Annotated in this window: 10 protein-coding genes and 1 pseudogene; 8 read left to right on the top strand and 3 right to left on the bottom strand. The window is 67.0% G+C overall.

The features are described 5' to 3' along the window. The first annotated feature begins 84 nt into the window (after nt 1–84). From ACZ68L_RS26060 to ACZ68L_RS26045, 4 genes are all read left to right on the top strand, one after another. Nucleotides 85–1,380 carry a hypothetical protein gene (locus ACZ68L_RS26060; protein WP_469580899.1) on the top strand — a complete coding sequence of 432 codons (1,296 nt, stop codon included), beginning with the start codon at nt 85–87 and terminating at the stop codon, nt 1,378–1,380. A 539-nt stretch (nt 1,381–1,919) separates the two neighbouring features. Continuing rightward, complete coding sequence (locus tag ACZ68L_RS26055; protein ID WP_329865336.1) at nt 1,920–2,186, top strand: mobilization protein; 267 nt, start codon at nt 1,920–1,922, stop codon at nt 2,184–2,186. A 17-nt stretch (nt 2,187–2,203) separates the two neighbouring features. After that, complete coding sequence (locus tag ACZ68L_RS26050; protein WP_469580896.1) at nt 2,204–3,946, top strand: relaxase/mobilization nuclease domain-containing protein; 1,743 nt, start codon at nt 2,204–2,206, stop codon at nt 3,944–3,946. A 108-nt stretch (nt 3,947–4,054) separates the two neighbouring features. Further along, the gene (locus ACZ68L_RS26045) at nt 4,055–4,435 is read left to right on the top strand and encodes a hypothetical protein (RefSeq protein WP_469580894.1); all 381 of its coding nucleotides are present in this window, start codon (nt 4,055–4,057) and stop codon (nt 4,433–4,435) included. 250 nt (nt 4,436–4,685) lie between these two features. On the opposite strand, the gene ACZ68L_RS26040 is transcribed toward ACZ68L_RS26045, so the two are convergent. Both ACZ68L_RS26040 and ACZ68L_RS26035 read right to left on the bottom strand, forming a co-directional pair. Then, the gene (locus ACZ68L_RS26040) at nt 4,686–5,510 is read right to left on the bottom strand and encodes an SPDY domain-containing protein (protein WP_469580891.1); all 825 of its coding nucleotides are present in this window, start codon (nt 5,508–5,510) and stop codon (nt 4,686–4,688) included. A gap of 332 nt (nt 5,511–5,842) precedes the next feature. After that, nucleotides 5,843–6,181 (bottom strand): annotated as a pseudogene (locus ACZ68L_RS26035) (SPDY domain-containing protein). A 362-nt stretch (nt 6,182–6,543) separates the two neighbouring features. Here ACZ68L_RS26035 and ACZ68L_RS26030 point away from each other — a divergent pair. The 4 genes from ACZ68L_RS26030 (at nt 6,544) to ACZ68L_RS26015 (ending at nt 11,244) form a co-directional block, all read left to right on the top strand. After that, nucleotides 6,544–7,452, top strand: a complete 909-nt coding sequence (locus ACZ68L_RS26030) for an aminoglycoside phosphotransferase family protein (RefSeq protein WP_469580888.1) — start codon at nt 6,544–6,546, stop codon at nt 7,450–7,452. A 529-nt stretch (nt 7,453–7,981) separates the two neighbouring features. After that, nucleotides 7,982–9,325, top strand: a complete 1,344-nt coding sequence (locus tag ACZ68L_RS26025) for an AAA family ATPase (protein ID WP_469581248.1) — start codon at nt 7,982–7,984, stop codon at nt 9,323–9,325. Then, entirely contained in the window at nt 9,325–10,209 is an 885-nt protein-coding gene (locus tag ACZ68L_RS26020; RefSeq protein ID WP_469580885.1) for a hypothetical protein, read from the top strand. The genes ACZ68L_RS26025 and ACZ68L_RS26020 overlap by 1 nt, the downstream gene beginning before the upstream one ends. 330 nt (nt 10,210–10,539) lie before the next feature. After that, the gene (locus tag ACZ68L_RS26015) at nt 10,540–11,244 is read left to right on the top strand and encodes a nucleotidyltransferase domain-containing protein (protein WP_356477100.1); all 705 of its coding nucleotides are present in this window, start codon (nt 10,540–10,542) and stop codon (nt 11,242–11,244) included. Nucleotides 11,245–11,383: 139 nt separating this feature from the next. Here the strand turns inward: ACZ68L_RS26015 and tyrS are convergent, their stop codons facing one another. Next, on the bottom strand, nt 11,384–12,787 hold the full coding sequence (gene tyrS / locus ACZ68L_RS26010) for a tyrosine--tRNA ligase (protein WP_469580882.1): 1,404 nt from the start codon (nt 12,785–12,787) through the stop codon (nt 11,384–11,386). Nucleotides 12,788–13,138: the final 351 nt, after the last annotated feature.

Below are 13,138 nucleotides of genomic sequence, written 5' to 3'. Positions count from 1 at the left end.
GATCCACCTCACCGCTTGCCCACGCCGCCCGCCCGCGCCCACGCCTGCCCAAACGGCGCGGCGGGCCTCTCTGGAGACCCCTGTATGACGCAACTCGCCCTGCCCACAATTGGGCGCTGGACCTCGACGTCTCTCGCGCTTTCCGCCCTCCTGGGCGCCTGTACGGTGCTGCTGGTCGGCTGGCTGATCTACCGACGCACTACCCGAAACCGCAGCAAGCGACAACCCGGAACGCCCGCAGTCAGGATCGCCGCACTGGCCGCGGCCGGCTGTACCGCCTACAGCGCCGATACCAGCTGGCGGTTCGCCGCCGACTACCTGGACATGCGCGGCACCACCGAGCGCATCGCGATGTTCGCCGCAGCCGAACTCGCCCTCTTCGCCACGGCGCTGCTCGCGCGACAGAACCTGCGCAGCCCCAAGCAGACACCCGGCCTGCCCGGCACCCTGACTTGGGTGATCACCGCTGTACAGGTGATCCCCGCGTACGCCGAGTCAGGCGTGGTCGGCGGCACAGTGCGAGCCTTCGTAGGCCCGGTCATGGCCGCGCTGCTCTGGCATCAGGCCATGGGCATCGAACTGCGCATCCGCACACCCGAGGCCGCTTCCCACAGCGTGCTCGCCCGGGTCGGGCGCGAAGTACGCGAACGCCTTTTCTCCCGCCTTGGTATCGCTGCACGCGATCGTGATGCCGCGCAGATCACCCGCGACCGGGCCACCCGCAAAGCCGTCGCCCTGGCCGCCCACCTTGCGGAGCGAACCCAGAAGCAGCGCGCCGGCTGGCGAGGCCGGCGCGCTTCACGACGGTTGTCGCAGGCCATCGCCCAAGCCTCGGTGGGCACCGATCAGCGCCAGCGCGAAGTGCTGCTGCAGCAGCTCGCCGTCCGCCGTCACGCGGCAGCACTGGCCACGATCGAACTGGCATCGCCTTGGACTGCTTCCACATTGGATGGGGGCGCGACGCGTCGCAGCGAGACGACGACGCTCCGGCGCAGCCAGCCGGGTGCCGACTACGCCTTGGAGAGCGAGGGAGCGACGGAACACCTCGACTCTGGCCTTCGTTCCGAGTTCCTGCCTCCTCGATCCGTGCAGAACCAACTTCCCCTGCACGATTCGGCCCCCACTCGCGAGATCACCGAGCCGTCCCCCGAGGACGACGTCCCCGCGGCGCAACGCTACGGACGTCCTCCCGGTGCCGAAATGGACGAACTACTCGCGATCGGCCGCGGCGCCATCGCCATGCACGGAACAGCCACCCGCGCCGTGCTGCGGAACGCCATCCGCAGGGCCGAACTCACCATCTCCGAAGACCGGCTCACCGAACTCAAGGCCCTCCTAGCCGCAGAGCAAGGCGCCAAGACCAGCATCCCGACGGGCTGACCGGATATCCGGTCAGCCCCGAAGGCCCGCACGGGGACCTGTGGACCAGCAACTCCGTCTGGTCCACGGCCCCGCCTCATTCGCGCCGCTATACCAGGCACGCACGGCCCTCCCCCGCCGCTCTCCGCTCGAACCAGCGGGAGGCGGGGCTACTGCCCGTTCGTCGGCCTGGTGCGCTCTTCCCTCCCATACCAGGAGCTGATCTCCATGCAGGATTCGTGCACCAATAGCCCAGAGCACCAGAACGCGACCCAAGCCACGCCAGCCCAAAGCGGAGCAAGTTGGAGGTTCGGACACTCCCCCGCCGGGGGACGTCCGAACCCAACCCCGCCCCAGGGGTGGCGGGGGCCGACCAGCGCCAGGAGGCGCCGGACGGGAAGGCTGCGACCGGGGGCGGATCGCAGCCGAGTACGGCCAGCCACAAGCGCCGGGCCAAGGGGAAATCACGTCCGCGTGACAAGAAGCAGCGCCCCGCCCAGAGCGTCCGCCTCAACGAACGTGAACACACACTCATTCAGGCCGGCGCCGACGCTGTCGGCATGAGCGTCGCCGGATTCCTCGCCCACTCCGCGCTGGCCGCCGCCCGCGACCAGACCCGCACCGCCGCAACCATCGCCGCCGACCACGACGTCCTTACCGAGCTCTTCGCCACCGGCCGCAAGCTCGGCTGGGCCGGCAGCAACCTCAACCAGATGACCAAGGCCCTCAACTCCGGCGGCGATATCGCCCGCATTGAGGAAGCCCTCGACAACGTCCGCCGCGCGGCCGCCGCCACCAGGGCGGCCGTCGAGCGGATCAACAACTGACAGAAAGACGAAACCGCTTGATCCCCCGTATCCACAAGCAAGGCAGCAGTACCCGCGGGCTGCTCAACTACCTCTACGGCAAGGGCACCCGCGAGGAGCACGTCGACCCGCACCTGGTCGCCTCCTTTGACTACCTGATGGCACCCGACCCCGGCCGCGACCCCTCCGCGACGAAGGAAGATCTTCAACGGCTTCTCGATCAGCCACTGCACCTGCTCGACAAAGACCAGCGGCCCGACCAGCACGTGTGGCACTGCTCTGTACGCGCCGCGGGCACCGACCGAATCCTGAGCGACGAGGAGTGGGGCGACATCGCCCGCCGCATCGTGGCGGCCACCGGCATCGATCCCGGCGGCGCAGACAGCGCCGGGTGCCGGTGGGCCGCCGTCCGCCACGCCGACGACCACATCCACATCATCGCCACCCTCGTACGCGAGGACGGCCGCCGCCCCAACCACCACCGCTCCGGCCAACGCGCTCAGGCCGCTGCCCGCCTCATCGAGACCGACTACGACCTGCACCGCGTCACCCCTGGCGACGGCACCGCAGCCAAACGCCCCACCAGCGCCGAACGCCACAAAGCCGAACGGCAGGGGCGGGAACGTACGGCGCGAGAGAAGCTGCGCGAGACCGTACGCAGTGCCTCGGCCGGCGCCGCCTCCATGGATGAGTTCTTCGACCGTCTGGCCGCCGACGGTCTGCTGATCAGGAAGCGGATCGCACCGTCGGGCGACCTGCTCGGCTACAAGGTCGCGCTGCCTGACGACCGTAACAAGGACGACGAGCCGGTCTTCTATGCCGGCTCCACACTCGCACCCGACCTGTCCCTGCCCCGCATACGCGAACGCTGGTCCCTTCACGCAGACGCGGTCTCCGAGGGCGGGCCTGAGCCGGTGCAGCCCGCCCTGCCGCCGGTGACCCATCCCGCGTTCGCTCGGCGCCGGGCCGCCGCTGCCACCTGGCAGGCTCTGTTGCTCATTGATCACGGCGACGACGGCATGGCAGCAGCGCAGATCGCCGCAACAGGGGAGGTTCTGGACGCGCTCGCCAAGACCTCTGCCGCCCACAATCGCGCTGAACTCCGGCAGGCGGCCTTCGTGTTCGAGCGGGCCAGCCGCTCCCACGTGCGTGCCGTACGTGGGCGTGAGATCGCCCTGCGGCAGGCCGCCCACGATCTCGTCCACAGCGGCCCCGCCCTCGGCCGTGGCGAAGACGGAGCCACCACGGCGATGGTCATCGACATGGCCGTCTTCCTCGCCATCACCGCGGCGAACTGGCACGCCAAACGGCACCACAGTCAGCAGGCAGCCGCAGCCCAGCAGGCCGCCGAGCATCTGCGCGCCGCCTACCAGGCCGCCGCAGCCCACCCCATCGCCACCCTCCGCCAGCGAGGCCAGCGCCTATCGCCGCGGATCCGGCAACGGCAAGCCGATCTCCTGCACCAGGCGCTGCCGGAGCTCGCGGAGCGAATCCAGGCCGAGCCCGGCTGGCCCGCCCTGGCCGCCACCCTCGCGGACGCCCGGCAAGCGGGCCACGACCCGGCCGCACTGATTGCCGAAACCACCCGACGTCGCGAGCTCGACACCGCCGCCTCCATCAGCGACGTCCTCGTCTGGCGCCTGCGCCGCAGCGCCCACCTGCCCGCCGCACCCGAAAACCCCCAGGCCACACCCGCCCGAGACGGCCGGCGAACCCCGGCCCCAACCCCCGCCACACCACCTGCGGCCAGGGCAGCGAACCCCTCCAGCCGTCGGCCCTGACCCGGGGAAACGGCCGCAACATAGCCGACGATCGCCGGTTAGCCAAACCGGCGGTTCTCCAGACCATTGATGCACCCCAACCGATTCCGCGAGGAGCACCACACCCGTATGGCCAATCCCGACATCAACCCCTACGTATTCGCCCTTCTCTGCGACTCGGACTTCAAACGCCGAGACGATACCGGCACGTGGTCCCACCGCGACGGACGCCCGTTCAGCAAAGAGGAACAGGCCCTCGCTGGCAGGGCAACCCTCGCCGAATTCGAAGAGCTGAGTGCGCAGCTCACGCGGTACCGGAAATACGTGCAGGCGATACACGACGCCCCTGAAGTCATGAACCGATTCCTTGCCCCATACATGAAGCAGCTCACTGAGAAGAACCTCGGCAACGCCGTCGGGCTCATGAGCAAGGATGAACGGGCCGAGTTCAATCGCCTGTTTGCACTCGCGGACGAACGGGTGCGTCCCTTCACCGCCAACACCTTCTGACGAAGGGCCCCTTCACTCATTGACCAAGGCGAGGTGATGGCCTGGCCGGAGCGCTTATCGGCCCCGGCGATCGGTGCCAGGAAGGATCAAATGAGCACCATCTCTCGGCAGTGCCCACGAGCTGGACACAGCATCCAACGCTGACACGGGCCCGCCTCGGTAGCCGCCCGCTACACACAGAAGCTGTCCGAGCAGCGCGAAGCCGGGCCACCTGAACGGGAGGCCCGGCTTCATGGCGCGGGAGTACTGCTCAACTGGCAGGGGCACGCAGGAGCCGGTCCCGTGTGCTCTCCGGCAGCACCCGGCGTAGAACCGGTGCGGTGGAGCTAAGCGAGGAGGCAAACGCGGCGGCAAGGCTGTGCGGCACGCTTGCACTAAACGACGCAGCCCACAGATACGAGGCGCCCATGCCCGGCTCAGCCCACGCCTGCCAGCCAGTCGCCCCTGGCTCCTCCGCCTCGACGCTCAGGGCGCGGGGATCGGTGTCCTGAATGAGGGGTGGGACCTCACCGAAGCTGAGATGGGAGGTAAAGGTGGGGTGCATCGCCACCGAGTCGGGCTGGTCGACGTCGCGGAGCCAGCCGTGCTCCGCGACAACGTCCATAACGAGCTCGGGACCGATGAGCGCCGTGGTGGGCTGGTCGCGGGCGTCGAGCGCGAGGAGAAAGTCGCAGAGGACCTCGCCCGGGATGCCGGGGGTGAAGTAGGCCGACCACCGCCCAAGCGGGCTGTCTGGGTGCTCGCGGGCGGAAATCTGCCAGGCGATCGGCAGCTCGCCCAGGTGGAACGGCTCATCCGGCAGCACCCATTGAGCCCACCGGAGGGTGTCAGGGCTGATGTGGAGGACGGTGCTGCGCACGACCTGCCGGTCCTCCCATGCCTCGTTGGGCTCCTGCCGCCCGCGGACGATCACGAGGCTCGTCCAGCCGAGGTCGGCGAGCGTGTCAGCGACGGCATCGTAGAGACGTCCGTCATCACCGGCCAGGTGCCGGGGACCGACCCAGTACGCAGGCAGAGCGCCCCGGTTCGGAGTCGACGGGTCTAGCAGAGGGTCGGGATACAGGAGCGCCTCCAAGGCTTAGGTGCGGATCTACTTGCCGCCAGCAGCGCGGCAAGGGCGGCGGCGCCTGGACGCCTGCCAGTTCAAAGCGACGGCCGCCACGGGCGGCAAGGACCCGATCGACGACCTGTGTCGCGCGGTGGGGCATGGGAAACAGGTTCATCAACAGCCGCAGGGTGCAGTCCGGTCGCATACGGCTATGCAGTCAACGACGTCACCGACGGTCATTCCCGAGGACTCTGGGGAATCGTCATTGCTACAGGCAGCCGGGTGACGGACGCAAAGTACCGCCCAGTTCGGTGAGCGAGGACTGTCAGCACCGAGTCAGCCAACGTCGGCTGGCGTACTCACCGGGGACGGGTGGTTTCCAGCACGCGCGTCACAGCGGCGGCGACGATATCGGCCGGCGTCTCGGTGTCGAAGGAAATGCTGTACCCAGGCACCCTCGTGGTACCGGTGACGGCGATCTTCCAGCCTTCGCCGTCGGCCCCAGGGCGGCCGAGCGGAAACCAGCCCAAGTAGAATCGGCCGTCCTTCGAATTGACGTGCACGTCGGCACGGTCGTCCACAACCATGTGGAAATCCTCGGCGGAGAACTGATCCATCACGAGCGTGGGCTGGCCTGGGCAAAGCTGTCAGTCGCGCACTTTCAGGGCCTTGGCGGTGGTGGAGAAACCGGGGCTCATGGATACCACGGTCACGGCGATCACCTCTCTGACCTGGGGTTCCGGAAGGTCGTCTACGTTGACATCCCTCTGCACCCGCTGGCCAGTCTTTCGCGACTCTTTCCTGTCTGCCCCCGGCGAACTGGGGACCGGGGTACTTCTGTGGGATCTCATATCACATGGCCGAATCTCACGGTCGGTGGCCACTCTGTGACCGATCGGCCACGCTCCTAGCTTCCGCGTGGTGTCCTGTCGCACTGAAGGTGACAGATTCCCACTCGGTCTCACCTGGCCTGGCGGATTCTCAGTGGATCGGGTTCCGAAGGGCGATCGCCTCGGGAAAATCACTGGCGGCGGCGAAGCCCGGGCAGAAGGCTCTCACCGTGACACTTCACAAGAACGAGATCCATGCGGACGAGGTGGTGGTCCGGTCGCTGCTGCGCCAGCAACGGCCGGAATGGGCCGACCTCACCATCTCGCCAGCCGGTGCGGGCACGGACAACACGATGTACCGGCTCGGCGACCAGCTGCTCATGCGGCTGCCGCGCACCCCGGACAACGCGCAGGCCGTCCGGAAGGAGCAGACATGGCTGCCGCGGCTGGCGCCACATCTTCCCTGCCGCATCCCGGAGCCAGTGCACGAGGGCACTCCGAGTTCCGCATTCCCGCTCGCCTGGTCGGTGTACCGCTGGATCGACGGCGATGAAGCCGGCCCGGGCTCGGTCACCGACTGGCCCGCCTTCGGGGCCGACCTTGCGGCGATCGTGGAGAGCCTGCATTCCGTCCCCCTGATGGGAGCCACTCGGCAGGACGAACTCAGCTGGTATCGCGGCGGTGGCCTGCGCGCCTGTGACCGCTGGATCAGCGTGTGCTTCGACAACTGCCTAACGATCGAGGGCGTCGACCTGGACATCCCACACCTGCGACACCTGTGGCAGAGTGCGCTCAACCTGCCCGAGCCGTCCGGCCGCCAGGTGTGGCTCCACGGAGACCTCAAACCCAGCAACCTTCTGGTCCAACAAGGAAAGCTGCACGGGGTCATCGACTTCGGATGCCTCTCGGTCGGCTTTCCCGACGCCGAGCACTCACCCCTGTGGGATCTTCCACCCCAGGCCCGACAGACGTACTGGGACTCCATGAGCCTCGACGACGTGACATGGCTGCGTGCCCGGGCGTGGGCCATCGCTGTCGGAGTCAGCGGGGTGTCGTACTACTGGGACACCTACCCCCTCTTCGTCAGCGAATGCCTGTCGCGTCTTCACGCGATCCTGGAAGCTGCCAGCGAGCGGTGAACAGGTCTCGGATGGAACATCAACCACGAGCTCCCGTTCCGCAAAAGCCAGCCGGTTTGAGAACGACATCCGGCTCGATTCCCAAATCAACTGGCGACCACACAGGTTGGGGACCTGCCGGCTGCCAGTTCAGAGGCGACAGGACACGTGGGGACGAACTGCACACGTACTAGGACGCCAGCGGAACCATTCGCGACGCAATGACCAACGACGACGGCGGGAACCACCGCGGCCTTCCCGCCGGATGGCTGATTTCGCGACGAGCGCTCCCCCGCGCAGTCCTTCGGTCCACACCTTAGGATCTCCAGGTCACGGTGGAACACAATAGGCGGGGGCAGCCGTGCGATTCACGGTAGTCAATGACGACCGTCGCTGGGCCGAGGGTGGCGCCATACCGGAGGACGCCTTCGATGCGCTCCTCGTCCGCGACGCCTGGGACGACTTCGGGTACCGCACCATGTTCACGTTGCGCGTTCGTACGAGGGACGGCTGGACCGAGGTCGGCACCGTGAAGATCGGCCACGTGGCGATGGACGGCGAGGATGGAGCCAACGTGCTGCTCCCGGAGCGCTTCAGCCGACTGGATAGCTCGCGGTACTTCTCCGTGGGCCAGGATGAAAGCTATTACTACGCGCTGCGCGAGATGCCCGGTGCCGTCCGGGAGGAAGTGCTCACCGCGCTCCGGGACATCGCCTACGACGAGAACTCCTTTCGCCTCGCGCGGAACCAAGATGTGACCCGCACTTCGCTACTGCGCTTCGTCAAGATGTCGACCGTGCGCGGGCAACTGCAGCGCATCGCACGCGGTGGAGCGCGCCGGGTGAACTTCGACATTGCCTACGAGCCGCCGCTGCCGCCGGCGACGGATCCCGTGCGGTTCCGATTCCAGGTCGAGCCCGGTTCCCGTCCGGCCAGTAACGTGCACGCCCTGACCGGGCGGAACGGCGTGGGGAAGTCGTACGTCCTTTCCCACTTGGCCCGCGCCGTCGCTGCGGTCGAGCCGCAGCCGCAGGAGCTCGGGCAGATCATCGAGTACGGCCGCGAGGGCCGCTCCTTCAACAACCTGGTGGCCGTCTCGTTCAGCGCCTTTGACGACTTCCCCCTCGTCGAGGGCGACGAGATGTTCGTCGCTTCCTATGTGGGGCTGCGTGTTCAGGGTTCACGGTCCCCCAGGTTCAAGACTCCTGGCCGGCTCAGGAAGGACTTCGCGCAGGCGATGAAGGCGTGTCTGACGCGTGAGCGCAGCCCGCAATGGATCAAGGCGTTGCGCACCCTCGACTATCCGGGCAGCGGGCTTCTGGAAGAGGGATGGCTGGAGAACTTCGAGGACACCGCCAGCCTGAACAGCCGCGAGAAAAAAGCCCGGCAGCTCTTCCGCCGTCTCAGCGCCGGCCACCGGATCGTTCTGCTCACCATGACCCGGCTCATCGAGCACGTGAGCGAGCGGACCCTCGTCATCATCGACGAGCCGGAAACCCACCTCCATCCGCCCCTGTTGGCAGCGTTCATGCGTGCGCTGTCTGATCTGCTCGCCGAGCGCAACGGGCTCGCCATCGTCGCGACACACTCGCCGGTTGTGCTCCAGGAGATTCCGGCCCACTGCGTCTGGAAACTCTGGCGCTATGGCGGGCAACTCGGAGCCGCGAAGCCCCGCATCGAAACGTACGGCGAGAACGTCGGCGTGCTGACCCACGAGGTCTTCGGTCTGGAACTCACCGAGGCCGGCTTTCTGCATGAGCTGCGGCGTCTGGTCGACGTCGGCTACTCGTACGACGCTGTCCTGGAACACTTCAGCGGACAGCTGGGCAGCGAGGCACAGCTGGTGCTCAGCGCCTTGCTCGGCCAGCGCGACGACGTGGACGGGCAGGGCTGATGCAGCACATAGACCGACCGCCCTTCGATCCTCGCGACGTCTACACCACCTGCATCGGCAACGCCCGCCCCAGCAGCCGAGCACGGCTGGAGGCGTACACCGACGCGGTGGCCGATGCGGCCACCGCCTATGAGGCAGCCGCTAAGAGCCAGGCCCTTCACACTCTGGGTGTCCTCGCTGCACAGCCCCTCGCTCGTCGCGACCGCAAGGCCCTGGAGGCTGTCTATACCGACCGGATGGCCAAGGAACGCGCCCCGGGCCGCCGTATCTACGAGGCTCTCAAGGGCACGACCGACGAACAAGGCAACCGACGCGAAAACCGGTGCCCCCTCTGCGGGGAGGGTCTGGTAACCACGCTCGATCACCACCTACCAAAGACCAGCTACCCGCTGCTCAGCGTGGTCCCGGTCAACCTCATACCGGCCTGCCGCGACTGCAATACCGGCAAACACGCCACAGTCCCTGTCACGGCGGGCGAGCAGACCCTGCACCCCTACTTCGACGACTTCTCCCACCACCCCTGGCTCCGCGCTCGCCTCAGGAGACCACGCGGCAATGAGCAGCCGTCCATGAAGTTCTTCGTGTCCCCCCACTGCGATTGGGGCGACACACTCACCGAACGCCTCCGCACCCACTTGAAGGTGTTCGACCTGGATTACCGGTACAGCCTTCTGGTCAGTAGCCACATCGCATCCACCAACCATGACCTCACGATGATGCCCACTAACGCCGTCGCCCCGTGGCTCGAGCACAAGGCCGAGGGCTGGCGCTACCGGGGTAACCCCAACACGATGGGATATGCGTTGTTCAAGGCCCTGGCTTCCGACGAGTGGTACGTCAACGGCGGCTGGCGCAGCTCAAGCGCGGGGGCGAACCCCGATTGATCCGAATCCGGCCGCCTGTTTCCGAGAAGGCCGATACGAGGAAATGTGACCGCTTCTGAGACGAGGGCGTCTGGCTAACAGGTGATACTCCCCGGAACACGCTGATCAGCGTGGCGCGCAGTGTCCACGAGCCGCAAGACCTACAACTTCCCCTACGTCGTCGGACGCACCGGATAGAAGCAGTCCACCCCAGCCGCACCCCGCTGCGCGGCAGCAATGTGAGCCGCGTCAATGGCACCGTCGACGGAGGCCAATCTCAGGGGACAGCGCTGCCGTATCCCCGAAGAAACCCCCGTGCGCGCGATAGGCAGAGTGCTGAATAGTTGCTGCATGGATGCAATTGACGCTGCGCGTGCCGTTGTAGAGGAGCACCACCCTGACGCTCGGGCTGCGTTCCTGGGAGGCAGCGTCGTGACCGGCCGCCGCACGCCGATGTCGGACCTCGACATCGTGGTGCTCCTCCACGGATCCCCAGCCCCGTACCGGGCAAGCCTCCGGAGCGGTGAGTGGCCAGTGGAGATGTTCGTGCACACCGAAGCGACGTGGCACACGTATGTCGAGCGGGAAGTACGCAAGCGCCGGTCACCGCTGCTCTGGATGTGTTCCGACGGCCTCTTGCTCTTCGACAGCGATGGAGTCGGGGCCCACCTCGCCGCTGAGGCCCGCAAACTGACCGCCGCAGGACCGCCCACGGTGTCGGCTGACGAGATCGATGACTGCCGCTACGCGATCACCGACCTCCTCGACGACCTCGCGGGGAGCACCGCCCAGAGCGAACGGCTGTTCATTGCCACCGAACTGGTGAGACGCACCGGCGAGTTGGCACTGTCTGCTGGCGGGTCTTGGAACGGGGGCGGGAAATGGCTGGCACGCCGTCTTGAGACCACAGCGCCGGGGCTCAGCATGCGCCTGCACGATGGCCTACGCGAGGTATTGGCGGGGCGGATAGAGCCCCTCGTGGCAGTCGTGGACGACGTGCTGGGGCAGGTCGGCGGCCGGTTCTGGGTTGGCTACAAGCGCGGGGGAACTCCATGAATGAGGTCGCCGTAGGGCGGCAGGCCAGCGTTGGAGTGGTCGTGCATCGCGCAACGTACAGCTCGTCCTCACCGTGTCGCACAGAGACCAAACGGGGCGGCGCCGACCCACCGATGTGGGCCGGCGCCGGGTCTCAATCTCAGGCGTCGATGCGAGCCACCTTGCGGCCCACCTTGAGGTACAGCTCGCCACCGTCGAGTGCCTCAACCTCGCTCACCACTGCGCCGAGCGCCTGCTGGACGGAAGCCTCGGTGAGCTGAGTCGTCTGCTGCTCTCCGTCGGCCTCACGAATGAGACGCAGGCCCTTCTGCTGAGCCACACGGCGCACGGCGGAGATGCTGGGGGCGAAGTCCAGCGTGCGGCTGATCAGGGCCCCGAGGGTGTCCTCGGCGTGCTCCTTCAGGGATACGGCGGGGAGGTTCTGGGTGTCCCCGAAGGACCGCTTGGAGAAGCGGGCCGTGAACTCCGCGCGGGCGGCGGCCGCAACGGGCGGGCCGTGGAGGGCGGCCACCACCTCACCGGCGAGGATCCGCTTAACGGCCATCGGGTGCGCGGTTCCCTCCTCCAGGCGCTTGGTCACCACGCGGATCTCGTCGTCCGTCCACTCGGTGAGGAGCTGGAGGTACGGCTCGGTCAGGTGGTCGGGGATGGACATCAGCCGACCGTAGACATCATCGGGGGCTGCCGTCAGACCCACGTAGTTGCCCTTGCTCTTGCTCATCTTGGAGCCCGTGCCGTCAGTCCCCTCGATGAGCGGGGTGGTGATGACGACCTCGGGCGTCTGCTCCGAGATCTCCATGACCTTGCGGCACATCTGCAGGTTCAACAGCTGGTCGACTCCGCCCAGTTCGACGTCGGCCGTGATGGCCACCGAGTCCATCGCCATGACGACGGAGTAGACGAACTCGGCGATGGACAGGCCCTGCCCCTCTGCGAGCCGGGTGCGGAAGTCCTCACGCTGGAGCGACATGGAAACGGGTACTCGGGCAAGGATCTCGACGAGCTGCGGGAGGCTGACCTTGTTGAGCCACTCACCGTTGAAGCGCAGGTCGGCACGCTCGAAGTCGATGAACGGTGCTACCTGCTGCTGGTACGTGCTCAGATTGCGGGCGATGTCCTCGTCTGTGAGAGCCGGCCGTTCAGAGGAGCGTCCCGAGGGATCACCGATCTTCGCCGTCACGTCACCGATGATGAAGACGACGTGGTGGCCCATACGCTGCAACCGGCTGGCGATGATGATCGGCACCGCGTGGCCGAGGTGGACGTCGGGCGAGGTCGGGTCGATGCCGTACTTGATGACGAACTTGCGCCCCTCTGACCGCGCGGCTTCGATCTTCTCGGCAAGTGCCGCAGCCGAGGGGATCAGGTTGATGGCGCGCCCCTCTACCAGCGCGGCCTGCTCCTTGGGGGAGAGGTCGGAGAGGTCCAGGGAGCGCCGGGCTGTTGTCTTGTCGAGCAGCTGCGAGACCGTATAGTCCGCGCCCAGGTCCGCTCCATCGAGGATGTGCATGACACTGGTGACGGACTCACTCAAACGGCTCATGGCGCCTATACGCTCCTGCGTTGGACAACTGGCCTGGCCAGTACGAGGGTTGGAAGCGGCGATTTTATCATCGCCACCCTCGACGCATCGTCGGATTGATTATAAATGACCCTTTTGCCCCCGGGTCGCCGTCAGCCGCACCAGCGGCCATCCCACGATCGTGCTGGAGAGGGACCGGAGCCACAGTGTTATCGGGTCATGCGCACGGAGCGTGCCCGTGAGCATTCCTGCGGGGCTCGTCCCCGTCGGCGAGGCCAATCGAGTAGGAGGGACGGGTCGCCCGTCCCTCCTCTCACACCACCGGACATGCGGGTCACGCATCCGGCGGTTCATCCAGCTGATCTCAACCGT

The sequence above is a fragment of the Streptomyces sp. NPDC104309 genome (assembly GCF_055584025.1).
Note: the sequence above shows the minus strand (reverse complement) of the source record. Positions and strands in the feature narration are given on the sequence as shown.